Annotated in this window: 18 protein-coding genes and 1 other annotated feature; of the genes, 10 read left to right on the top strand and 8 right to left on the bottom strand. The window is 60.3% G+C overall.

From position 1 onward, the window contains the following. Positions 1–169: 169 nt before the first annotated feature. The 6 genes from mnmG to ileS all read left to right on the top strand — a co-directional run bounded on the left by mnmG (position 170) and on the right by ileS (position 10,362). The gene (gene mnmG, locus H9X86_RS07320) at positions 170–2,059 is read left to right on the top strand and encodes a tRNA uridine-5-carboxymethylaminomethyl(34) synthesis enzyme MnmG (RefSeq protein ID WP_204900891.1); all 1,890 of its coding nucleotides are present in this window, start codon (positions 170–172) and stop codon (positions 2,057–2,059) included. 19 nt (positions 2,060–2,078) lie between these two features. Next, entirely contained in the window at positions 2,079–3,386 is a 1,308-nt protein-coding gene (locus H9X86_RS07315; protein ID WP_204900890.1) for a MurT ligase domain-containing protein, read from the top strand. Further along, entirely contained in the window at positions 3,383–4,084 is a 702-nt protein-coding gene (locus H9X86_RS07310; protein WP_204900889.1) for a hypothetical protein, read from the top strand. Before H9X86_RS07315 ends, H9X86_RS07310 begins: the two co-directional genes overlap by 4 nt. 36 nt (positions 4,085–4,120) lie before the next feature. Next, the gene (prmA, locus tag H9X86_RS07305) at positions 4,121–5,062 is read left to right on the top strand and encodes a 50S ribosomal protein L11 methyltransferase (RefSeq protein WP_204900888.1); all 942 of its coding nucleotides are present in this window, start codon (positions 4,121–4,123) and stop codon (positions 5,060–5,062) included. Then, on the top strand, positions 5,059–7,173 hold the full coding sequence (locus tag H9X86_RS07300) for an acyltransferase family protein (RefSeq protein WP_204900887.1): 2,115 nt from the start codon (positions 5,059–5,061) through the stop codon (positions 7,171–7,173). The genes prmA and H9X86_RS07300 overlap by 4 nt, the downstream gene beginning before the upstream one ends. A 72-nt stretch (positions 7,174–7,245) precedes the next feature. Continuing rightward, positions 7,246–7,491, top strand: a binding site (T-box leader). 63 nt (positions 7,492–7,554) lie between these two features. Then, entirely contained in the window at positions 7,555–10,362 is a 2,808-nt protein-coding gene (gene ileS, locus H9X86_RS07295) for an isoleucine--tRNA ligase (protein ID WP_204900886.1), read from the top strand. 50 nt (positions 10,363–10,412) lie between these two features. On the opposite strand, the gene H9X86_RS07290 is transcribed toward ileS, so the two are convergent. Beyond that, positions 10,413–10,964 carry a TetR/AcrR family transcriptional regulator gene (locus H9X86_RS07290; RefSeq protein ID WP_204900885.1) on the bottom strand — a complete coding sequence of 184 codons (552 nt, stop codon included), beginning with the start codon at positions 10,962–10,964 and terminating at the stop codon, positions 10,413–10,415. Between the two features lie 202 nt (positions 10,965–11,166). Between H9X86_RS07290 and H9X86_RS07285 the strand changes: the two genes are divergently transcribed. After that, a complete protein-coding gene (locus H9X86_RS07285; protein ID WP_204900884.1) occupies positions 11,167–13,449 on the top strand; it encodes a YhgE/Pip domain-containing protein in 2,283 nt (760 codons plus the stop codon). Positions 13,450–14,196: 747 nt separating this feature from the next. Here the strand turns inward: H9X86_RS07285 and gap are convergent. Further along, positions 14,197–15,207 carry a type I glyceraldehyde-3-phosphate dehydrogenase gene (gene gap, locus H9X86_RS07280; RefSeq protein ID WP_204900883.1) on the bottom strand — a complete coding sequence of 337 codons (1,011 nt, stop codon included), beginning with the start codon at positions 15,205–15,207 and terminating at the stop codon, positions 14,197–14,199. A 268-nt stretch (positions 15,208–15,475) separates the two neighbouring features. On the opposite strand from gap, the gene H9X86_RS07275 reads away from it, so the two are divergent. Beyond that, positions 15,476–16,120: a hypothetical protein gene (locus H9X86_RS07275; RefSeq protein ID WP_204900882.1), complete on the top strand. Its 645-nt coding sequence runs from the start codon at positions 15,476–15,478 to the stop codon at positions 16,118–16,120. A gap of 128 nt (positions 16,121–16,248) precedes the next feature. Further along, a complete protein-coding gene (locus tag H9X86_RS07270) occupies positions 16,249–17,508 on the top strand; it encodes a chloride channel protein (RefSeq protein WP_346011444.1) in 1,260 nt (419 codons plus the stop codon). 36 nt (positions 17,509–17,544) lie between these two features. On the opposite strand, the gene obgE is transcribed toward H9X86_RS07270, so the two are convergent. From obgE to H9X86_RS07240, 6 genes are all read right to left on the bottom strand, one after another. Beyond that, positions 17,545–18,828 (bottom strand): GTPase ObgE, encoded by a 1,284-nt coding sequence (gene obgE, locus H9X86_RS07265; RefSeq protein ID WP_204900881.1) that lies wholly within the window; start codon positions 18,826–18,828, stop codon positions 17,545–17,547. Positions 18,829–19,099: 271 nt separating this feature from the next. Then, positions 19,100–19,384 (bottom strand): 50S ribosomal protein L27, encoded by a 285-nt coding sequence (rpmA, locus tag H9X86_RS07260; protein ID WP_087233266.1) that lies wholly within the window; start codon positions 19,382–19,384, stop codon positions 19,100–19,102. A gap of 37 nt (positions 19,385–19,421) precedes the next feature. Continuing rightward, entirely contained in the window at positions 19,422–19,766 is a 345-nt protein-coding gene (locus H9X86_RS07255) for a ribosomal-processing cysteine protease Prp (RefSeq protein WP_204900880.1), read from the bottom strand. Between the two features lie 15 nt (positions 19,767–19,781). Then, positions 19,782–20,093: a 50S ribosomal protein L21 gene (gene rplU, locus H9X86_RS07250; RefSeq protein WP_087233272.1), complete on the bottom strand. Its 312-nt coding sequence runs from the start codon at positions 20,091–20,093 to the stop codon at positions 19,782–19,784. Between the two features lie 156 nt (positions 20,094–20,249). After that, positions 20,250–21,728 (bottom strand): coproporphyrinogen dehydrogenase HemZ, encoded by a 1,479-nt coding sequence (gene hemZ, locus H9X86_RS07245; RefSeq protein ID WP_204900879.1) that lies wholly within the window; start codon positions 21,726–21,728, stop codon positions 20,250–20,252. Next, the gene (locus H9X86_RS07240; RefSeq protein ID WP_204900878.1) at positions 21,725–22,360 is read right to left on the bottom strand and encodes an MBL fold metallo-hydrolase; all 636 of its coding nucleotides are present in this window, start codon (positions 22,358–22,360) and stop codon (positions 21,725–21,727) included. The genes hemZ and H9X86_RS07240 overlap by 4 nt, the downstream gene beginning before the upstream one ends. Positions 22,361–22,722: 362 nt before the next feature. On the opposite strand from H9X86_RS07240, the gene H9X86_RS07235 reads away from it, so the two are divergent. Next, positions 22,723–24,090, top strand: a 1,368-nt coding sequence (locus H9X86_RS07235; RefSeq protein WP_204900877.1) for a discoidin domain-containing protein, incomplete at its 3' end; no start/stop codon positions are given.

Below are 24,090 nucleotides of genomic sequence, written 5' to 3'. Positions count from 1 at the left end.
GGCGGCTTTTTCGTCTATTTTTGGCCGCTCAAAAATAGACCCCAGCGGAGCGCGTCTCCCCTTGCCAGGGGAGCAAATTTTCGCCTAAGATATTGGGGCCGGACAGACTCCCCACAACTGTCATAAACCAGCGTTTCACGCTGGATTCATAGAAAAAGGACTTGTTGTTATGCCCTATCAAGCAGGACAATTTGATATTGCCGTCATTGGGGCGGGCCACGCCGGCATTGAGGCGGCCTTAGCCGCCGCCCGGCTGGGTCTGCGCACCCTGTGCTTCACCATCAATCTGGATGCCGTGGGCAACATGCCCTGCAACCCCGCCATCGGCGGCACCGGCAAGGGCCACCTGGTGCGGGAAATTGACGCATTGGGGGGCGAAATGGCCAAAGCCGCCGACGCCGCCTGCATCCAGTACCGGATGCTCAACCGGGGCAAAGGCCCCGCCGTGTGGTCCCTGCGGGCCCAGGCAGACCGGAGACGGTACCAGGAGGTGTGCAAGCACACCCTGGAGCAGCAGCCCAACCTGTGGGTGAAGCAGGGAGAGGTGGTGGACATCCTCACCGACGAAGGGGGAGCGGTGCGAGCCGTGGTCACCGAGACGGGAGCCACCTATGGGGTGAAGGCCGCCATCATTGCCAGCGGCACCTATTTGAAGGGCCGCACCATCATCGGCCCTGTGGTGCGGGACTCGGGGCCTGACGGCATGGCGGCGGCTCAGTCTCTGTCCGCCTGTCTGGAGCGGCTGGGGCTTTCTCTGCGCCGATTCAAGACGGGCACACCCCCCAGAGTCCACCGCCGCAGCGTGGACTTCTCCCACATGGAGCTGCAAGAGGGGGATGAAGAGGTGGTGCCATTCTCCTTTACCACAAAGGAGCCGCCCCGCAACCAGGCGGTGTGCTACCTCACCTACACCAACGAGACCACCCACGAGATCATCCGGGCAAACTGGAACCAGTCCCCCCTGTATGACGGAACCATCCAGGGGGTAGGCCCCCGGTACTGCCCCTCCATTGAGACGAAGGTGGAGCGGTTCCCAGACAAACAGCGGCACCAGCTGTTCATTGAGCCCATGGGGCTGAATACGGAGGAGCTGTATATCCAGGGCTTCTCCTCCTCCCTGCCCGAGCAGGTGCAGGTGGACATGCTCCACACCATTCCCGGCCTGGAGCAGGCGGAGATGACCCGCCCGGCCTACGCCATCGAGTACGACTGCGTGGACCCCACCCAGCTGCTGCCCACTTTGGAGTTCAAGACTGTGCCCGGCCTGTACGGGGCGGGGCAGTTCAACGGCTCCTCCGGATATGAGGAGGCCGCCGCCCAGGGACTGGTTGCAGGCATCAACGCCGCCTTGAAGCTGAAAGGCGAGCCGCCCCTGATTCTCAGCCGGGGGGACGGGTACATCGGGGTCTTGATCGACGATTTGGTCACCAAGGGCACCGAGGAGCCCTACCGCATGATGACCTCCCGCACCGAGTACCGCCTCATCCACCGCCAGGACAACGCCGACCAGCGTCTGTGCCACTTGGGGTACCGGGTGGGGCTGGTGAGTGAGGAACGGATGCGGGAAGTAGAGGAAAAATACAAGGCGGTGGAGCGGGAGGCCAAACGGCTGGAGCATACCGGGGCGGCTCCCTCCCCGGCCCTGGATGAAATGCTGGCCTCCAGAGGGGAGCCACCCTGCCCCCACGGGGCCAGATTGGCGGATTTGCTCCGCCGACCCCGGGTGACATACGCCGACCTGACCCCCTTTGACGGGGAACGGGGTGAGATTTCCACAGAAATTGCGCAGCAAGTGGAAATTTCGGTGAAGTACCAGGGGTACATTGACCGACAGATGCGGCAGGTCTCTGACATGGCCAAGCTGGAGCGGCGGGCCATCCCTCAGGGCATTGACTATCAGGCCATCCAGGGCCTGCGGCTGGAGGCCCGGCAGAAGCTGAGCCAGATTTGCCCCCTGAACCTGGGGCAGGCGGGGCGCATCAGCGGGGTGAGCCCGGCGGATCTGACCGCATTGATGATTTGGCTGGAACAGCATGACCTGTCCCAGGGACAGTCATAGGAAAGGAAATGTGGATGTTATGAGATTTACACTGGCATTACTGGTGGGCAAGGCCCTGGCCGCCCTGGGTAAGCTGACCAAACGGGGCACCAATGCCCCCGGAGCGGTGGCCTTGAAGATTTGCCCGGATCTGTTGGCCCACTTCCGGTTCCGGGGCACCATTCTGGGTGTTACCGGCTCCAACGGCAAGACCAGCACCTCCAACATGGTGGCCCACATCCTGCGGGAGAACGGGAAAACGGTGGCCCACAACGCCAAAGGCTCCAATCTGCTGGGGGGTGTGGCCACCACTCTGCTGACCAGCAGCACCTTGTCCGGCCGGATTGAGGAGGATTTTGTGGTTTTGGAGGTGGATGAGCGGTATTCCCGCCTGATTTTCCGCCACTTCGCCCCGGACTATCTCCTTGTCACCAACCTGTTCCGGGACCAGCTGACCCGCAACGGCAATGTGGATGTGATCGTGGAAAAGCTCCATGAGGCCATTGCCCCGTCGGTGAAGCTGATCCTCAACGCCAGCGACCCCATCAGCGCCCGCCTGGCGCCCAACAACCCCCGGGTGTACTACGATGTGGACCGCACCAGCCAGTCCACCCCCGAGAGCGTCAACATCACCCACGACGCCAAGGCCTGCCCCGCCTGTCTGCACAAGCTGGAGTATGAATATTTTCACTACAACCACATTGGCCGCTTCCACTGCCCCCACTGCGGCTATCAATCCCCTGTGGCCACCTACTTCTTTGACCAGGTGGATGTGGACAGCGGCAATTTCTATCTGGGTGAGTACCCCATTCACACCGACTACAAGAGCGTGTTCAACCTGTTCAACATTGCCGGGGCGGTGAGTGCCTGCTGTGAGCTGGGCATCGCCCCCGCAGATGCAGCCCGAGCCATCTCCCAGTTCAAGCTGATGAAGGAACGGTACGACGAGATGGAGATCGAAGGGCGAAAAGCGGTGATGATTTTGTCCAAGAATCAAAATCCCGTCTCCTTCGACCAGTCCATCTCCCATGTGCTGTCTATGCCCGGGGAGAAGACCGTGCTGGTGTACGTGGGGGACATCAACCACACCAACAACAAGGACACCACTTGGCTGTATGACGTGAGCTTTGAGCGGCTGCGGGATGGGGTGTCCTCGGTGGTGTGCGTGGGGCCACGGGCCTACGACCTGGCGGTGCGCCTGTCTCTGGCTGGGTTTGACCCCCAGCAGGTGCAGGTGGAGCGGGACATGGCTCAAGTCAAGCAAGCGGTGGACAAAACCCAGGGCACCTTGTGCCTGATGACCGAGCTGTATGATGCCAAGGCGGTACTGGAGGTGCTGAAGGGATGAAAACGGTAACCATATTGTGGCTGTACCCTCAGCTGTTGGATTTGTATGGGGACAGCGGGAACCTGTTGCTGCTGAGAAAACGGCTGGAGGAGATGGGACACAGCTGCCAGGTGAAAACTGTGGGCCTGGGGGACACCGTGGATTTTGAAGGTGTGGACCTGGTATATGTGGGCCCAGGCAAGGCCAGAAATCTGAAGGCGGCAGCGGAGCATCTCAGCGGCTATGCCTCCCAGCTTCAGGCGTATATCCAAGGGGGCGGCCTGGTGCTGGCCACGGGATCTGCCCAGGTGCTCTTTGGCCGGGACTATGACGGGGTGAGCTGTGCTGGCGTCCTGGACTACACCGCCACCGAGACGGGCCAGGTGGACATCGCCGACGTGGTGGGCCATCTGGATGGGGAGCCTCAGGAGCTGTGCTACGGCTTTGTCAACCGCACCTGCTACCTCTCCCAAGAGAGCGGCCAGACCCCGGTGTTTCACATCCACCCCCGCACCCAGTCCCCCCGGTTTCCCCAAAACACCGAGGGACATCGGCTGCACAACTACTACGGCACGTGGATGCTGGGTCCGGTACTGGTGAAAAACCCCGCCTTTGCCCGGCGGATGCTCACCCAGCTGCTGGGGGAGGAAATGGGGGACTACGACGATACCCTGGAGCGCACCGCCCTGGAGTACACCCTGGGCGACATTTTGAAGTGATGGGACTGTGACCCCACAGAGAGAGGAAGTGGACGTATGAGCCAGCAGTGGTTGGAAGTGACCCTCCCCGTCCCCGCATCCGCCATGGAGGAAGTGTGTGACACCCTCACCGGCAACGGCATGACCGGGCTGGTGGTGGAGGAAGAGGGAGAATTTCTCCGGTTTTTGGAGCAGAACAGACAATATTGGGACTATGTAGATGAGGATTTGGCAAAGCGCATGAAGGGGGCCAGCCGGGTGAAATTCTACGTCCCGGACTCTGAGGAGGGGGAGGCCCAGATGCGTGCCGCCCTCCGGGGCCTGGAGGCGTATGAGCCGCAGACCGTCTCCCTGCGGGAGGAGGACTGGGCCACCTCCTGGCAGAAGTACTATCAGCCCATCCCGGTGGGAAAGCGGGTGTACATCGTCCCCGAGTGGATGAAGGGCCAGCCCATCCCCGACGGACGGGTGCCCCTGTACTTAAATCCCGGCCTCACCTTCGGCACCGGCTCCCACCCCACCACCCAGCTGTGCCTGGAGCTGATGGAGCACCACATCCACGGCGGCGAGAAGCTGCTGGATCTGGGCTGCGGCTCCGGCATTCTGGCCATTGCCGCCCTGGGGCTGGGGGCGGAGCACGCCGTGGGGGTGGATATCGACCCCAAGGCGGTGGATGTGGCCTATGAAAACGCCGCCATGAACGGCATCGGCAAAGACCGGCTCACCGTGCTGGCAGGCAATGTTTTGGCCGACCAGAAGTTTGGCGACCAGCTGCGGCCTGGGCAAAACCAGGTGGTGCTGGCCAATATTGTGGCGGATGTCATCATCCCCCTGTCCGCTGTGGCCCACCGATTTTTGACTCCTGACGGGGTGTTCCTCTGTTCGGGCATCATCGACACCCGGGCGGAGGAAGTGGCCCAGGCTCTGGAGCAAAACGGCTGGAGAATTACCCGCAAGCTGGAACGCAAGGGCTGGTTTGCCTACGAGGCGAGACGATGAACGAGAAAATAGCCGATACCCGGGAGATCAAGCATCAGCCCGGGGCCATGGAATGCCTGGGCAGCCAATCCAGGCAGAGCCAGCGGGAACTGTGGATCGATGTGGCCAAGGGAATCTCCATGCTGGCTGTCATCCTGGGACACCAGGGCCAGGATCAGGTGAATCGTCTGGTATTCCCGTTTCACCTGATGATGTTCTTTTTGCTCAGCGGCTATACCCTGAAGGTAAAACCCCTCACGGGGGAATATGTGGCATCCAAATTTGGAAGGCTGATGAAGCCCTATTTCCTCACCTGTGTGGCTGTCATGGCCTTGGATGTGTTCAACCTGTTGCTGGACAACAGAAGTGTGGGTTCGGTCACTCAGCTGGTGGCCAATGACCTGATGCGAAGCTTTGCAGGGTCAGGGGACTTGTGTACCCTGGGTGTGATACAGCTGCCCTCCCGCATTGGTGCCATCTGGTTCTTTCCCGCCACGTTTTTTGCTATCATGGGCGCTCAGCTGATTTTGAACTATGCCGCCAAGTATCGGTACCCCATCGGTGCAGGCCTGGTGTTCCTGGCCCAGATGAGTGTGTCGTTGGGGTGGATGCCCTTTAGCATACAGTCTGGCATGATGGCCGTTTTATTTCTTTTGCTGGGCCATGACATCAAATCCTGTGACTTATTGTCCAAAATTCGCCCCATACACTATGTGGTTGCTGCGATACTATTCGCAGGTGGAGTTGCGGCCAGGGTCACCACCTACTTTGTTGGGGCATATATGACTGACCCGGTGCTCTCCACGGTGGTGGGGCTCAGTGGCTGTCTGCTGGTGTATGGACTGTCTCGCATCCTGTCCGGGAGCCGGATCCTGGCCTATACGGGTCGATACTCTGCCATCTTCCTCTCGGTGCACCTGGTGCAGATGGAGACGTGGGGCAGATATATCACACCGTTGATGGACAACATCATGGGGCGCATCCCGGAGCGGATCCTCCAGATGGATCACGGGTATGTCGTGGTGCATTTTTCCGTCCAAACGGCGCTGACTCTGATTGTGGTCTATGCTATGGCAGTGTGTGTGGTGGCCCTGTCCAACTGGTTGAAGCGGCGACCTATTACGCCCAAGCCAGAGGCAGCTGGCCACCGTATGGTCAGCGTGGACATGGCCAAGGGCATATTGATCGTGCTGATGATTGTGGGACAATATACCGTGGCAGAGGAGTTTCGTGTCATCGTCTATTCCTTCCATATGGTGGGGTTTGTGGTGCTGTCCGGCCTGTTCTACAAACCGTGTACGCCCCTTCAACGCCTGAAAAAGGATGTTCCCACGTTGATTTTGCCCTACCTCATCTTCTCGGTGGGCCATGTGATGCAAAACACCCTGGTTCAGGGCGCTCCTGTATGGGCCAGCATCCGGGATGCGGCCTTGTCCATGAGTTTTTCTAAAAGAGTGTTTGTGGATGTGGCATCCATTGGGCCGGTGTACTTTATCTTGATGTTGCTGCTGGTGCGTGTGGTGTATAGTGCCCTGCAAACGTATTTTCCCAAGCGGCTCACCATTCTGGTGGTGCTGGGTGCCGTGTGTGGAATCTGGCTGGGAGAGGCGGGATGGTGGCTGCCCTGGAGTCTGGATGTGGCGTTGTATCTTCTGGTGCCATACCATATGGGAAAGGTCATACGGGAACGAGGGCTGCTCTTGTGGCTGAAAAACCATCCCCAATGTTACTTCCTGTTGGTGCTTCCCTGGGCATACAGCGTCAGTTGCGGCGGCATCGAGATTGCCATCAGGAGATACCAGCCCTATACCTACGGCATATTGGGTGCGGTGTGCGCCACCCTGCTGCTGTATCTGCTGTGTGAGTATGTGGCCAATTCCGCCATTCCTCAGGTGTTTCAACAGATCGTGAAAACAGCGGGACGGCACAGCATTTGGATTCTCATTACCCATGTTCTGCTGGAGTCCTGGCTTTTGGCTCCTGTTCTGACCAAAGTGGTGACCGGAGAGAACATCTGTTACCTGGGTGTGGCCGTCATCTTTGATGTGGCAGTGGGCTGTCTGCTGGGCTGGCTGTACGACAAAGCCACAAAGAGTCTTTCACCCAAAGGAAGTGCGGGCTTGGCCAGTTGATTTGCCGCCATCGTCAGATTTTTGACCTGAAAACAGTTGACAAACCCCCGCCAACTGGATAAGATAAAGAGGTTAAATGCGTGGAACAGGACGAGTACCCAACTCACCCCCCACCAGAGAGCCGCTGGTATGGTGGAACAGCGGCAGGGCGGGCCTTGGGGAATATCACCTGGGAGCTGCAAACCCAACGGGTGCGGAAGTGCGCCTTAGTAGGCTTTGCCGGATTGGTCTCCGTTATTGTGACCCATCGAGGGGTCTGTGCGTGGCACAGGCAACGAGAGTGGTACCGCAGAGGTTATTGACACCTTTGTCTCTCAAACATCTTGAGGGACAAAGGTGTTTTTTTGTCCCCAAAAACTCAAACACAGGAGGAATCCCACCATGGATTACAACAAGACCGTACACCTCCCCCAGACCGACTTCCCCATGCGGGCGGGTCTTCCCAAGCGGGAGCCTGAGCTGCTCAACGGCAAGTGGGAGGTGGAGACCTACCACAAGCTGATGAAGAAGAACGAGGGCAAGCCCAAGTTTGTCCTCCACGACGGCCCTCCCTACGCCAACGGCCACATCCACATCGGCACTGCCCTGAACAAGATCCTCAAGGATATCATCATCCGCTATAAGAACATGACCGGCTTCCAGGCCCCCTACGTCCCCGGCTGGGACACCCATGGCCTGCCCATCGAGTCCGCCATTTTGAAGGACAAGAAGATCAAGCGGGACGAGCTCACCGACTCCGAGTTCCGGGACAAGTGCCGGGACTTCGCTCTCAACTTCGTGGACATCCAGCGCAGCGAGTTCCAGCGCCTGGGCGTCATCGGCGACTGGGAGAACCCCTACCTCACCCTCAAGCCCGAGTTTGAGGCCAAGCAGGTGGAGATCTTCGGCAAGATGGCCGAGAAGGGCTACATCTACAAGGGCATGAAGCCCGTGTACTGGTGCCCCCACGACCAGACCGCTCTGGCTGAGGCTGAAATTGAGTACGCCGACGACCCCTGCACCACCATCTTCGTCAAGTTCCCTGTGAAGGATGACCAGGGCAAGCTTTCCGGCGTCACCGACCTCAGCAAGACCTATTTCGTGATCTGGACCACCACCCCCTGGACCATCCCCGGCAACTACGCCATCTCCGTCAACCCTGACTTTGACTATGTGCTGCTGAAGGCCCCCAATGGTGAGGTGTATATCCTGGCCGAGGGCCTGGTGGAGTCCGTGTGCAAGGCCGCTGGCCTGGACAAGGATGCCTGCACCGTGCTGGCCACCTTCAAGGGCATCGACTTTGAGCTGATGACCGCCAAGCACCCCCTGTTCGACCGGGAGAGCGTCATCCTGTGCGGCGACCACGTCACCCTGGACGCCGGTACCGGCTGCGTCCACACCGCCCCCGGCTTCGGCGCTGACGACTTCAACATCTGCAAGGCTTACGACCAGGCGGGCAAGACCCACATCGGCACCCCCGTGCCGGTGAATGCCAAGGGCGTCATGACCGACGAGCGGTACAACGGCCAGTTCTACGCCAAGGGCAACGACCTGGTGGTGCAGGATCTGGAGGCGGAGGGCTTCCTGCTGGCCAAGGAGAACATCGTCCACTCCTACCCCCACTGCTGGCGGTGCAAGAACCCCATCATCTACCGTGCCACCGAGCAGTGGTTCTGCTCCGTGGACGCCATCAAGGACACCGCTGTGAAGAGCTGCGACGGCATTTCCTGGCACCCCTCCTGGGGCAAGGACCGCATGACCTCCATGATCAGCGAGCGCAACGACTGGTGCATTTCCCGTCAGCGCAAGTGGGGCGTGCCCATCCCCATCTTCTACTGCGACCAGTGCGGGGCGGACATCGTCACCCCCGAGACCATTCAGCGTGTCTCTGACCTGTTCCGGGAGCACGGGTCTAACATCTGGTTTGAGAAGACCGCCGACGAGCTGGTGGAGGGTCTGGGCCTGAAGTGCCCCCACTGCGGCGGTGTCCACTTCTCCAAGGAGTCCGACATCATGGACGTGTGGTTCGACTCCGGCTCCACCCACGCCGCCGTGCTGGACGAGCGGGATGAGCTGACCTTCCCCGCCGACGTGTACCTGGAGGGCGGCGACCAGTACCGTGGTTGGTTCCAGTCCTCCATGCTCACCTCCATTGCCGCCAAGGGCGTGGCCCCCTACAAGCAGATCATCACCCACGGCTGGACCGTGGACGGCGAGGGCAAGGCCATGCACAAGTCCCTGGGCAATGCCGTCTCCCCCGACGAGGTCATCAAGGACTACGGCGCCGATATGCTGCGCCTGTGGGTGGCCTCCGCTGACTACACCCAGGACATGCGCATCTCCCCCGAGATTTTGAAGCAGCTGTCCCAGGCCTACCTGAAGATTCGCAACACCGCCCGCTACATGCTGGGCAACCTGGCTGGCTTCGACCCCAACGCCCCTGTGGCCGTTTCTGACATGGTGGAGCTGGACCGCTGGGCCGTGCACCAGTTCAACAACCTGGCGGGTGCCTGCCGCTCTGCCTATGACCGCTACGAGTTCCACGCCGCCTACCGTGCCATTTACAACTTCTGCGTGGTGGAGATGTCCAACTTCTACCTGGATATCATCAAGGACCGCCTGTACTGTGGTGACGAGGCAGGCCGCCGCTCCGCTCAGACCGCCCTCTACATCATTGTGGACGGCATGACCCGGCTGCTGGCTCCCATCCTGGCCTTCACCAGCCAGGAGATCTGGGCTGCTATGCCCCACGCTTCCGCTGACGACACCGAGTGCGTGCTGTTCAACGACATCCCCTCTGTGAACCCCGCCTATGCCATGACCGAGGCCGAGGACGAGAAGTGGAATCACATCATTGCCCTGCGGGACGACGTGAACAAGGCTCTGGAGCTGGCCCGTGGCGAGCAGGGCATCAAGAAGAGCACCGATGCCGCCCTGTCCCTCTCCTTCACTGCCTCCGCCTGGGACCAGTTCCAGGCCATGAACCTCTCCGAGGCCGACCTGGCCACCCTGTGCATCGTCTCCCAGGTCACTGTGGCCCAGGGCGAGGGCCAGGGCTACCAGGGCGAGGAGTTTGAGGGCCTCACCGTGGCCGTCACCCCCGCCGCTGGCGAGAAGTGCCCCCGCTGCTGGAACCACGACACCAGCATCGGCACTGACCACGGCCATGCCGAGCTGTGCGCCCGCTGCGCCGCTGTGCTGGGAGAATAATCCGAAACAAATAAAAAAGTCCGGGAAATCGTAAGATTTCCCGGACTTTTTTACCTATGTGTCACTCCGGCAATGAGAGCGGCGGTGCGCACCGCCATGTCCTGGGGGGACTCAGGGCAGCCCCGGGACAGCCAGTCCTTGATTAAGCCCATGCCCCCTGCCACACAGAAGGTGTAGCGGTAGGCCACGTCCGGCTGGGTACGCTGCAAGGGGGTGAGAATGTAGTGGGAGAGCATCTCCTCAATGCGGTGGAGAAAGCCAATGTCTCCCCGGGGGCCCAGCAGGGCGGCGCAGATGTCCCGGTTGGCAAAGAGGATGGAGAACACATCCTCCAAAAAGGGCAGATTGCTCCCCTCATATCGGCCCGTCAAATTCTCCTCCATGGCGTGGAGCACCTGGTCGTACAGCTCCTGCTCCACACACTCCAGCATGTGGGGGATGTCCCGGTAGTGGAGATAGAAGGTAGAGCGGTTGATGTCCACCAAGTCCACCAGTTCTGTCACCGTCACCTCGTTGACGCTCTTGGCCCCCATCAGCTGGGCCAGCCCTTGGCGCAGCAGGGCCCGGGTGCGCCGCACCCGGCGGTCTGGTTTTCGCTCCATGTGGGTCCCTCCCATTCTGTAAAAGTTTTCTGAACAATGGACAATCTGTCGTCACAGTGTCTAGTACTCAACAGACCGACGACAGATTGTCGGTTGCGTTGCCTCATCCCCTCCAGTATAATGCTCCTCGTAAAAAAGCACAATACCAAGATGTTTAATAGACACAGCATCTATAAACTCCTGGAGAAAGAAGGGTTTCACGTTGAAACGAGAAGAATGGAAGCGCTTGCTGCACAATCCGCTGTTGTTGGTGGTGATGGTGGCCATTGTGGCCATTCCCACCATTTATACCACCCTGTTTTTGGGCTCCATGTGGGATCCCTACGGCAGTGTGGAGCATTTGCCGGTGGCGGTGGTAAATTTGGACCAGGCGGTGACGGTGGAGGACGAGACCTATGACATCGGCCAGTCTCTGGTGGATAACCTGAAGGAGGACGCCTCCCTGGACTTCCACTTTGTGGGCCAGGAGGAGGCAAAGGCGGGGCTGACCGACGGCGCCTATTACATGGTCATCACCATTCCACAGGACTTCTCCCAGCGGGCGGCGTCCATCACCGACGCACACCCCCAGGCCATGGAGCTGGGGTATGAGACCAACCCCGGCACCAACTACATCGCCTCCAAGCTGGGGGAGAGCGCCATGAAGGAGATGGAACTGGAGGTGCGAGAGGAAGTGACACGCACCTACGCCGCCACCATGCTGGAGCAGATCGGCGAGATTGGCGACGGCATGACCCAGGCTGCTGAGGGTGGCGGCGAGCTGAAAGACGGGGCCCACGCTCTCACCCAAGGTGCCCAGTCTCTCACTGATTACCTGGCACAGCTGTCCCAGAGCAGCCTCACCTTTGTGGACGGCTCCCGTCGGCTCTCCCAGGGGCTGGGGGACTATCTGGACGGCGTGAGTCAGGTGGCAGCGGGCAGCGGGCCTTTGAATGACGGAGCCGCCCAGCTGGAGGACGGTTTGGGGCAGCTCCAGCAGGCCACCCAGCCCCTCACCCAAGGGGTAGAGCAGCTCAGCCAAGGGGCTCAGAGTTTGGCCCAGGGGGCCGGACAGGCGGCAAAGAGCAGCGGCACCCTGGCGCAGGGAGCCGCTCAGGTGGATGAGAGCCTGGATGCCCTCTTGCAGGGCCTGGGCCAGCTGCAAAGCCAGACCGCTGCCCTGCCCCAAAACGCCCAGGCGTTGGCCGAAGGGGCCAAGCAGCTGGAGCAGGGGCTGCAAGGGCTGTCCCTGGCCATCCAGAGCGGCCAGGTGAGTGGGGAGCAGCTGCAAGCCCTGGTGGGCCAGCTCAATCAGGGTGCCACCCAGCTGTCCCAGGGGCTCAGTCAGCTCAGCCAGCAGGCCCCTGCTCTCACCCAGGGCATCACCCAGGCCGCCCAGGGTGCCGGGCAGCTGAAAGAACAGGGCACCGCTCCCCTGCGTTCTGGAGCTGCCCAGTTGCAGCAGGGGTTGAACACGTTGGCCCAGGGCAGCCAGACTTTGGCCCAGGGGGTCACCCAGATGCAGGGCCAACTTCCCGCCCTCACTCAAGGGGTGGATAGCTTGTACCAAGGGGCCCAGAAGCTGCACCAGGGCACCCAGGCTCTGGTGGAGGGTGCTGGTCAGCTCATGGCCAACCAGGCCCCGTTGACCCAGGGCATGGATGCCCTCACCCAGGGCTCCGTGCAGATCCAGGATGCCGCCGGGCAGCTGCACCAGGGGGCCCAGACCCTCACCGAGGGTGCCCAGGCCCTGGAGGACGGGGCGGCCACGCTCCAGGATAAGCTGGCGGAGGGTGCTCAGGAGATTGCGGACACCAACACGGGAGACGCTGTGGCCGACCAAATGGCCGCCCCGGTGGAGACCCAGGAGAGCCAGCTCACCCAGGTGCCCAACAACGGCCACGCCATGGCCCCCTACATGATGTCGGTGGCTTTGTGGGTGGGGTGCATCGCCTTTAGCCTGATGTATCCCCTCACCCAGTACAGCGGGGAGCTGAAAAGCGGCTTTGCCTGGTGGCGGAGCAAGGCTTCAGTGCTGTACACTGTGGCCATCCTGGAGGCCCTGGTGATGTTGGGCAGCCTGCATCTGTTCAATGGCTTCCAGCCGGTGGACTGGGGCCGCACGGTGCTGGTGGCCCTGGTGGCGGCGGTGACCTTCATGTCGGTGATGTACTTCTTCACCTGCCTGCTGGGTAAGGTGGGCAGCTTCCTGATGCTCATCTTCATGGTGCTCCAGCTCTCCGGCTCGGTGGGCACCTACCCCCTGGAGCTGTCCGGCTCCTTCGTCCCCGCCCTCCACGGCTGGGTGCCCTTCACCTACACGGTGCAGGCCTTCCGCAGCGCCATCTGCGGGGGTACGGACATCACCGGATGCCTGGCGTATCTGGCGGTGTGGCTGGTGGTGTTCACCATCCTCACTCTGGTACTGTTCCAGGTGCGCACCCGCCGCATTCGCAAGGGCCAGCCCACCTTGATGGTGTGGCTGGAGGAGCACAGTCTGGCATAATTTCATAAGAGAAGCCCCGAGACCACGGTCTCGGGGCTTTTTAGGTGCATTAGGTTCTGTTGTGTCTTTGCAAGAAGCGATATGAGGCTTGCCAACCTGGCAAGGGGGACGCTCCGCTGGGCCCCATTTCTCCACGTGGAGATGAGAAATGGGGGAAAGAATCGCCAAAGGAGGGGCCTTCCCCCTCCTTGTGGAATTCACCCCGCTGGTGCTGGGTGGCAGTGCGTCAAATCTCCCCCGGCCCGGGAAGTCTCCTGCTGTTCCTGAGAATGCCACCACATCGGGCCACCATGGCAGCTGGCCCTAGTGGCCAGGTAGTGTCCTTGTCCGGGCCTTTCCTTGGTGCAGCGACTGTTCCCAGCCGCCGAAACCCAGGCTTCCGGCAGCCGGGAACGGCTGCGACACTCCCAACTAAGGCCCTGGAGGGGAGGCAGCGCACGGCTTGCCTGGCTGTGCGCCTTGCAAGGAGCAACTGTTTTCCTGGATTGGCACGAAACCAGGGCCGACCATAGGCGTGACGCACCACCAACCCCGTACCCCAAGGGGGGTTCTTAGGGGGGAAAGCCCTAAGCGATTCTTTCCCCGATTTCTCATCGCTGAGAAATCGGGCCCAGCGGAGCGTCCTCACCAGGCTGGCAAGCCTGCGCAGGGAAACAGTCGAAGGACACGCCCCTATGCGTGTACCCCATACAAAAAAGCATAAAAAAGGGACTTGGCTTACGCCAAGTCCCTTTTGAAATGGTTTTCTTACTTGTGGTCCACGGAGTACATGTGCTTGATGAGCTCCAGAACCTTGTTGGAGTAACCCATCTCGTTGTCGTACCAGGACACGACCTTCACGAAGGTGTCGGTCAGAGCGATACCAGCCTTGGCATCGAAGATGGAGGTGCGGGAATCGCCCAGGAAGTCGCTGGACACCACGTCCTCGTCGGTGTAGCCCAGAACACCCTTCAGCTCGCCCTCAGAAGCGGCCTTCATGGCGTCGCAGATCTGAGCGTAGGTGGCGGGCTTCTCCAGGTTGACGGTCAGGTCGACCACGGACACGTCCAGGGTGGGAACACGCATGGACATACCAGTCAGCTTGCCGTTCAGAGCGGGGATAACCTTGCCCACAGCCTTAGCAGCGCCGGTGGAGGAGGGGATGATGTTGCCGGTAGCAGCACGGCCGCCGCGCCAATCCTTCAGAGAGGGACCGTCAACGGTCTTCTGGGTAGCGGTGACAGAGTGCACGGTGGTCATCAGGCCGTCCTTGATGCCGAAGTTGTCGTTCAGCACCTTGGCGATGGGGGCCAGGCAGTTGGTGGTGCAGGAAGCGTTGGAGACGAAGGTCATGTCGCTGGTGTAAGCATCCAGGTTGACGCCGCACACGAACATGGGGGTGTCATCCTTGGAGGGAGCGGACATGATGACCTTCTTGGCGCCGGCGTCGATGTGAGCCTGAGCCTTCTCCTTGGTCAGGAACAGGCCGGTGGACTCCACAACGTACTCAGCCTCCAGCTTGCCCCAGGGGATGTCAGCGGGGTTACGCTCGGCGAAGACAGGGATCTCCTTGCCGTTGACAACGATGCCGGTCTCGGTGGCGGAAACCTCGCCCTCGAAGTGGCCGTGCATGGTGTCATACTTCAGCATATAGGCCAGGTAATCAGCGGGACACAGATCGTTAATACCCACGATCTCGATCTCGGGATGATTGATGCTGGCGCGGAAAACCATTCGGCCGATGCGGCCAAAACCGTTAATACCTACTTTAATGCTCATTGGTATCACTCCTTATAAAATATGGAAGATTGCGTTCGCGCAATGTCATTATACATCACATCCCAGATAAATGGAAGGGGGTTGTGAAAAATTTTTCAAACTTTCTTTGATAAATTGGGCTGGATGGGACACCGAGACACAGGGTGGGAAAATTTTGGAGAAAAACAGAGGAAAATTAGCCCATTTGCTTGCAAAATTCCGGCAAACATGGTACGGTTGGGGTAAGGTGGTAACCCTGTCACCAGATATGAAAAAGGAGAGATGGACGATGAGACGAAAACTGTTTGCCCTTGGCCTGAGCGCCGCAATGGTTTTGTGCCTGGCCTCTTGCGCCGGAAAATCCGCCGGCGGATCCGAACCCAAAGATAAGCTGGTGGGCACCTGGGTGTGTGAGCATGATTTTCTGGCAGAGATGAAGGAGCAGGCGGTGAGCGGCTCCCCGGAGCTGGAGGAATATTTCCAGCTGGATGAATTTGTTATCCCCATTCAGCTGACCTTCTCTGAGGATGACGTGGTGACCCTGTCTGTCATTGAGGACAAGATGGAAACGCAGATGGATAACTTCAAGGATGCGGTGATGGAAGCCACCATGGGGTATCTCCAGGCCCAAATCGACCAACAGGGTCAGGATTCCATGGATCTGGACGGCCTGCTGAGCATGATGGGTACCAGTCGGGAGGATCTGGAGGCGTCCATGGAGGATGCCATGGATCCCATCATGGATGAGCTGTACGAGACCAGCAACGAGGAGGGCCAGTATAAGGCCACGGAGGACACCATTTTTACCTCCGATGACGTGGATACCAAGCCGGTGGAGTCGGGGGGCAATGCCTACACCCTGGATGGGGACAACCTCACCATTGACTTTACCCAGCAGGGTCTGGGTGAGCTGACCTTCACCCGGGCAGACTGAGACAGGTAGAGCCAAGGCGGCGGGCCCTAGTGTCCGCCGCCTTGCTGTCTCTGTATGGCCCTTGACAGGGGAAATGTGGGGGAATATAATTAAAATCTACCTAAGAATTACGGAGAAGAGGGAAAACGGTGACAATTAGCGGGAAGTTTTGGGGCAGAGCAGCCCCCACGTTGTTGGCCTGGATCCACTGGAGCATGCTGGCGGTGCTCACGGGTCTGGTGTGCGGGGTGGCGGGGTCTGCCTTTTATCACGCCATTGGGCTGGTGACCGACTGGCGGGGTGCGCACCCCTGGCTGCTGCTGGGCATGCCGGTGGCGGGCCTGGTGATCGTGTGGCTGTACCAGGTGTGCGGTATGGAAAATGACAGCGGCACCAATCAGATCATCGCCAGTGTGCGCTCCGGGCAGCGTCCGCCCCTGCGCCTGGCTCCCCTCATCTTTGTTGGCTCGGTGCTCACCCACCTCACCGGAGGCAGCGCAGGCCGGGAGGGCGCAGCGCTGCAAATCGGGGGCAGCCTGGCCTGTCAGGTGGGCCAGCGGCTGGGCCTGGGGGAGCGGGAGATGAATGTGGAGGTCATGTGCGGCATGAGCGGCCTGTTTGCCGCCCTGTTCGGCACGCCCCTCACCGCCTCGGTGTTTGCCATGGAGGTGGTGAGCGTGGGCATTCTCCACTACTCCGCCTTTTTCCCCTGCCTGCTCACCGCCCTGGTGTCCATGGGGGTCACGGTGCTGCTGGGGGTGGAGGGGGAGCACTATACCCTCTCCGCCATTCCTGCCCTGGAGGTGGCCTCCCTGGTACAGATCGGGGTGCTGGGGGTGGGGTGTGCCCTGCTGGCCATGGCGTTTTGCGTGGTGGTACACCAGACTGGGCACTGGTACACCCATTATCTGCCCAACCCCTACCTGCGGGCGGTGGTGGGCGGGGTGCTGGTGGTGGCCGTAAGCCTTTTGGAGGGCAGCGGCGACTACAACGGCGCCGGGGGCCATATCATTGCCCAGGCAGTGGAGGGCACGGTGCACGTGCCCTGGGCCTTTGCCCTCAAGCTGCTGCTCACCGCCCTCACCCTGGGGGCGGGGTACCGGGGCGGCGAAATTGTGCCCACCTTCTTTGTGGGGGCCACCTTCGGCTGTGCGGTGGCCCCCCTGCTGGGGATGGACCCGGGCTTCGGGGCGGCGGTGTGCATGATCGCCCTCTTCTGCGGGGTGGTGAACTGCCCCCTGGCCAGCATCTTTCTCAGTGTGGAGCTGTTTGGCAGCCAGGGGCTGCTGTTTTTTGCCCTGGCCTGTGCCCTCAGCTACCTGCTCAGCGGAAAGTTTTCCCTTTATAGCAGCCAGAAAATCGTCTATTCCAAGCTGGAACCCCGGTTTATCGATGAGAATGCCCGTTAAAAAATTCCCTGGAAGCGTGGCTTCCAGGGAATTTTATTACTTCTGATACTCAAATTCCAGGTTGTACAGGCAAACCAGGTCGCCGTCGGTGACGCCTTTGGCCTCCATCTGCTCGAAGACTCCCGCCTCACGCAGCCGCTTGTCGAACCAGTTGCGGCTCTCGTAGTCGGAGAAGTTGACGTTGGCCATGAGCTGGCGCAGCCAAGGCCCGTCCACCAGCCAGGTGCCGTCCTCGTCCCGGGAAATCTCCAGGGGGGCGGAGGTGTCCACCTCGGGGGGACGCTCCACATAGGTGGGCTCGAAGACCAGGATGGGGGGCAGATGGGAGAGCTCGTCGGCAGCGGCGTACATCAGCTCTTTCGTGCCCTGGTGGGTGGCCGCCGACATCTCGAAGAGACGGCAGCCACGGGCCTCCACATGGGCCCGCAGACGCTCCAGCAGCTCCGGGTCCTCCATCACGTCCACCTTGTTGGCGGCCACCAGCATTTTGCGGCTGGCCAGTTCGGGGGACCACTGCTCCAGCTCGGCGCAGATGGTGTCGAAGTCCTCCACCGGGTCCCGGCCCTCGCTGCCGGACACATCCACCACGTGGATGAGCAGGCGGCAGCGGTCAATGTGGCGCAAAAAGTCGTGGCCCAGGCCTGCCCCTTCCGAGGCGCCCTCAATGATGCCGGGGATGTCGGCCAGCACAAAGGAGCGGCCCTCCTCCATGGGTACCACGCCCAGGTTGGGGAACAGAGTGGTGAAATGGTAGTTGGCGATCTTGGGCTGGGCACGGGTGACCACGGAGAGCAGGGTGGATTTGCCCACGTTGGGGAAGCCCACCAGACCCACATCGGCCAGCAGCTTCAGTTCCAGGATCACATCCCGCTCCTGCCCCGGCAATCCCGCCTTGGCAAAGCGGGGCACCTGACGGGTGGGGGTGGCAAAGTGCTGGTTGCCCCAGCCGCCCTTGCCGCCACGGGCCAGCACAAAGGGCTTGTCGTCGGACATGTCGCAGATGATCTCACGGGTTTCGGCGTCCCGCACCACCGTGCCCCGAGGCACCTTGATGACCAAGTCTGCCCCGTCCTTGCCGGTGCAGCGCTTGCCGCTGCCGTTCATGCCGGTCTCCGCCACATACTTGCGCTTGTAGCGGAAGTCCATCAGGGTGGACATGTGGGGGTCTACGGTGAGCACGATGTTGCCGCCCCGTCCTCCGTCGCCGCCGTCCGGGCCGCCGGCAGCCACGTATTTCTCCCGGTGGAAGGACACGGCGCCGCCGCCCCCTGCCCCGGCCCGAACCAGGATCCGGGCGGTATCAATAAACTGATTGGCCATGGTTGGCACCTCCATTCGATATGGGCCGAAAAAGGCCAAAGGCCTTTTCCGACCGGATTTGCATGGGAGCTGAGCCTCGATTTCTGGCGAAAAAGTCGGCCCATCTCCCATGAGAAGAGTCATTTTCCCGGCACATGTCCGTGAAAATGACGAGATTTCAATTCATTCCGCCGCCATCAGCGGCGGAACTCTGCGAGGCTTTGTTGGTTGGCATTTCCATCGACTAAAAAACGTCCCGGACAAGGTATATGTCCGGGACGTTTTAACAGCATTACTGAGCGATTTCGTACACGGAGACCTTCTTGCGGTCCTTGCCCATGCGCTCGAACTTCACCTTGCCGTCCACCAGGGCGAACAGGGTATCGTCGGAGCCCTTGCCCACGTTGGTGCCGGGGTGAATGTGGCTGCCGCGCTGACGAACCAGAATGTTGCCGGCCAGAACGAACTGACCGTCGGCACGCTTCACGCCCAGGCGCTTGGACTCGGAGTCACGGCCGTTCTTGGTGGAGCCGCCGCCCTTCTTGTGAGCGAAGAGCTGGATGTTGATCTTCAGCATAAGTCGTTACCGTCCTTTCTAAAAGGTGATTGAGAACTTAGTCCTCGTCATCATCGTCCAGCAGGACGATGAGATTGTCGGGGTATTCCTGGGCCAGAGCCTGGAGATAGACCATCAGGCCAACCATCAAATTCTGGCTGGTATGCTCATTGCTCTCACTCAGACCCGTGGGAAGCCGCAGCGAAAGGTGGGCTTCCTCCTCCTTTACCTTGGTGGGTGCGCCCAGACCCAGCACCTCATTCAAGGTGCATTCCAGAAGACCCACAGTAGAGGAGATGGCGGCGCAGACGATGTCGGAACCGGCATCGGCGTAGCCGCTGTGTCCATCCACCACAACGCCATCCATGCGGCCATTGCTTTCGTGGAATGTGACGGTGGTCATGTTGCGCCTCCTGAATTAGGCGTTGACCTTGGTGATCTCCACCTTGGTGTAGGGCTGACGATGGCCCTGACGACGGCGGTAGTTCTTCTTGGGCTTGTACTTGAAGACCAGCACCTTCTTGCCCTTACCGTTCTTCACCACGTTGGCGGTGACGGAGGCACCCTCCACAACGGGAGCGCCGAAGGTAGCGCTGTCGCCATTGAGGACAGCCAGAACCTTATCGAAGGTGATGGAGCTGCCGGCCTCGGCATCCAGCTTCTCGATGTAGAGGACGTCGCCCTCGGTCACCTTGTACTGCTTGCCGCCGGTCTCGATGATTGCGTGCATACTTTGCACCTGCCTTTCCTTTATTACGGGCTCGCTGTCGGGGGAGGGAGTTTTCACGCTCCACTTATGTCCCATTCAAAGCGGCTTTGACATTATATCAACGCCTGGGAGCGTTGTCAATGGTTTTCTTCGGATTTTCTCAAGACAATGTGGGAGTTACAGTCTGGCCTGAAACTGTGCCGCCTGGGCCTTGTGCTGAGAGATCCGCTCCCAGCTGTCCAGGTACTCTTTGGGGTACTTGGGGTTGGACAGGCGGTGGATTTTCCCCGTGGCGGGGTTGACCAGCTTGGTGATGCCTCCGGCACCCAGAGAGAGCACCGACTGCAATTCCTCCATCATAATGATGTTGTAGGCGCACTCTGTCCCCGGCTTGGCCCAGCCCACATTTTCGAAGGAGCCGGACATGTACTTTTGCCGATAGAGATAGTAGGGTACATACCCCGCCCCCCGCAGGGTGGTTTCCGCAAAGGCCAGCATATCCGCCACCGCCTGGGGAGCGCACAGTCTCCCCTGCTCCTCCATGAGCTTGGCACCCTTTTTCAGGGCCAGGGTGTGGACGGTAATGTTGGCAGGGCCCATATCCACCACCTGTTTTAAGGTGCGGGCAAAGCCCTCCGGCGTGTCGGTGGGCAGGCCGGCGATCAAATCCATATTGACCATGCCGCCGTAGGCCTCCTGGGCCAGGGCCATGGCGGCGGTGATTTCTTCCGCCGTGTGGGCACGGCCCATGGCTTTCAGCACCGGGTCCTCCATGGTCTGGGGGTTGATGGAGATACGGTGGATGTGGTGGGCACGAAGTACCTCCAGCTTCTCCCGGGTAATGGTGTCCGGGCGGCCCGCCTCCACAGTGAACTCCACGCAGTCCTCCAGGGGCAGGTGCTGCTCCATGTGGGTGAGCACCCGATCCATCTGGGCAGCGGACAAGGTGGTGGGGGTGCCGCCCCCCATGTAGGCGGTCTTGATGGTCACGCCGTTTTGGCGCAGCTGCTCCCCCGCTTCCTCAATTTCCCGGCACAAAGCGTCCACATATGGCTCCACCAAGGCCAAGGCCCCTTTCACATCGGCGGAAATGAAGGAGCAGTAGGCGCACCGGGTGGGACAAAAGGGGATGCCCACATATAAGGATAGCTGACGCTGTCCCAGGCTGCGCAGGACCGACAAAGCGGCGTGGGCGCAATCCATAGCCAGGTCCGCCCTGCTGGGGCTGACCCGGTAGAGGTGGGTGAGGGTGTCCCGGGCCTGCTGGGGGGTGTCCCCGTTGGCCATCTGGCGGGTGGGCAGCTTCACCGGGCGCACCCCGGTGAGGGCGCCCCAGGGGGGCTCTTGCCCCAGAGCCTCCACCCCGGCGTCGTAAAAGGCCAGCCGGATCACCCGCTGGCGCACCCGGTCGTCCTCCAGCCCCCCGGTGAGGTGGGATTCCGGCTCCCTGCGCTCAGCCTCGTAGACTGCCCCATTCCACCACAGCTTGGCATGGGCCACCACCTCATGCCCCCGGGTGAACAGTTCCACCTGGGCCATGGACTGGTCCCAGGTGGGTGGTGTGGTGGGATATTCGGGTTTTTGGCCGGGAAACAGGGTCATCATCATCTGTTCCACGGCGTATTGGTACTGGTGGCCCACAAGATACAGCTTCATCCCCGTTTCACGGCCTCCAGCATACAGAAGTTGGTAGTGCGCTCTCGCTCCAGGGTGGAGGAGCCTTCGTGGCCGGGATAGACCTGGTAATCTCCCTCCAGCTGGGCCAGCCGCTTCAGGGAGCGCAGCAGCTGCTCTTCGCTGCCGCCCTCCAGGTCGGTGCGGCCCATGGAGCCCTCAAAGAGGGTGTCTCCGGTGAACAGCGCATCCTCCACCTGGAGCACCACCCCACCGGGGGTATGGCCGGGGGTGTGGAGCACGTGGACGGTGAGGCCGCCCACCTGCACCGTGTCCCCGTCCTGATAAGGAAGCACGTTGCCGAAGGAACTCACCGAGGGGAAGGTGGTGCCAAACAGAGACGTGGTGGTCTGGGCGGGGTCTGCGTCAGCGGGGTGACAGTACACGGGCAGCTGGGGCCACTGGGAGCGCAGACCGGGGATGCCCAGAATGTGGTCAAAGTGACCGTGGGTGAGGAGGATGGCCACGGGGTTCAGCCCCCGGCCCTGGATGAAGGCGGCCACCTTTTCCCCGTCGTCGCCGGGGTCCACCACAGCGCAGTCCAGGGTATTCTCATCCCAGAAGATGTAGCAGTTGGTCTGGATCATGCCCAACTGAATCCGTTTGAGTTCCATACATTCACCTCGAAAACTCTCCCATCAGGGCGGGAGAAGGTCATAAATTGTCGGTAACATCATACCTTGTTTGTTGCAAAATGTAAAGATAAAACCGCTCGACATCCTTTTCGGTCTTTCGACATGAGTCACATAGAAAAGAAAAAATGCCCATGAGGAACCTGGCGAAATGTACAAAAACGAGGTTTGGATTTGCCGGAAGTCACAAAAAAATCAGATAGGATAAATTTGGACGTGCACAGGGCTGGGAATGTGGTATGATGAACTACACTGGACATAGTCCCCATTTCTCCATGGGACACGGATGTTGTCAACAAGTGAGGGGAGAGGGACGCAAGGAAGGATAAAAGGAGGAACAAGAGATGAAGAAACTCGGATCGCTTCTGTTGTCGGCGGCGCTGGTGGCCAGTCTGGCCGTCTCCGCCTCGGCATTTGCCAGCGGGACCCAGAGAGCCGCTGATGCTGCTGACGGCACTTGGGATTACCCCTGGTATAAGACGACCGCTACGGCGCCCAGTGCACAGAGTGGGTACCTGGCCAGCAATGCTGTGGATGGGAGCAGCGACACACACTGGCACACCGACTGGAATACGAATCTCTCCGACAATGAGAAGAGCCGTTATATTCAGCTTGATCTGGGAGAAGTGACCGAGATCAAGGGTCTGCGCTACCTGCCCCGCCAGGGCACTAGTCAAGGCAACGAAAACGGCCGTATCATCGACTACCGTGTGGAGGTGAGCACCACCGTCACGGAAGATGAGGGTGCCTGGAAAGAAGTTGTCTCCGGCACATGGGCGAATAACGCAGACTGGAAGATTGCTGAGTTTACGCCTGTGGATGCCCGGTATGTGCGCTTGTATGGCATTTCCACCAGGGGAGATACTGGCAACAACAAGTTTGTCTCCGGCGCCGAGGTGCGGGTCCAGACCACTGAGACGGAGTACACCAACATCTTCCTGGGCAAGAGCGCCAGAGCCAGTACGGAAAATAGTGTTTCAAAAGAATATGCCAGCGGTGCCAACGACGGGAACACCAACACCAAGTGGTGTGCGGATTGGAATGAGGGCTCCAACCCTGACAAAACCTTGCAGGGAAACTGGTGGCAGGTGGATTTGGGCGCCAGATACACTGTGGATGAGATGAACATTGTCTTTGATGCTGCCAGCAACTGGCAGTACTATGTGGTAGTGTCTGACGATCCGTCCTTTGCCGATGTCACCGTGCCCACGGAAAATATCCCCACCTTGTCAAACGCTGATCGTGTGACAGTTTCGGTGGGTGAGACCGGACAACATGTGCGAGTATATCTGAAGTCTGGAGAAACCGGAGGGCCATGGCCCTGCCTGCGGGAGGTCAGCGGCACCGGTACATACACGGAGGCCACCTACCCCATCACGGTGATCAATCCCGACGAGGGCGGCACGGCTACTGCCAACCCCACCACGGCTGCTGCTGGGGACATGGTTACCCTGACTCCTGTTGCCAGCGAGGGCTACCACTTTGTGGAGTGGCAGGTTACAGAGGGTGATGTGACGATCAGCGAAGACAACACCTTCACCATGCCCGAGAATGCCGTCACCATCACCCCTGTGTTCGCAGAGCACACCTACGGGGAGCCTAGCTTTACCTGGACAAAGAGCGAGGACGGCTACACCGCCACGGCCACCTTCAGCTGTGAGCGAGAGGGCTGCAACCACACCGAGACTGTGGATGCAGAGGTGAGCAAGGTG

This window comes from Pseudoflavonifractor capillosus (assembly GCF_016902575.1).
Lineage (GTDB): Bacteria > Bacillota > Clostridia > Oscillospirales > Oscillospiraceae > Enterenecus > Enterenecus capillosus_A.
This window is presented reverse-complemented; position numbering and strand designations above follow the sequence as displayed.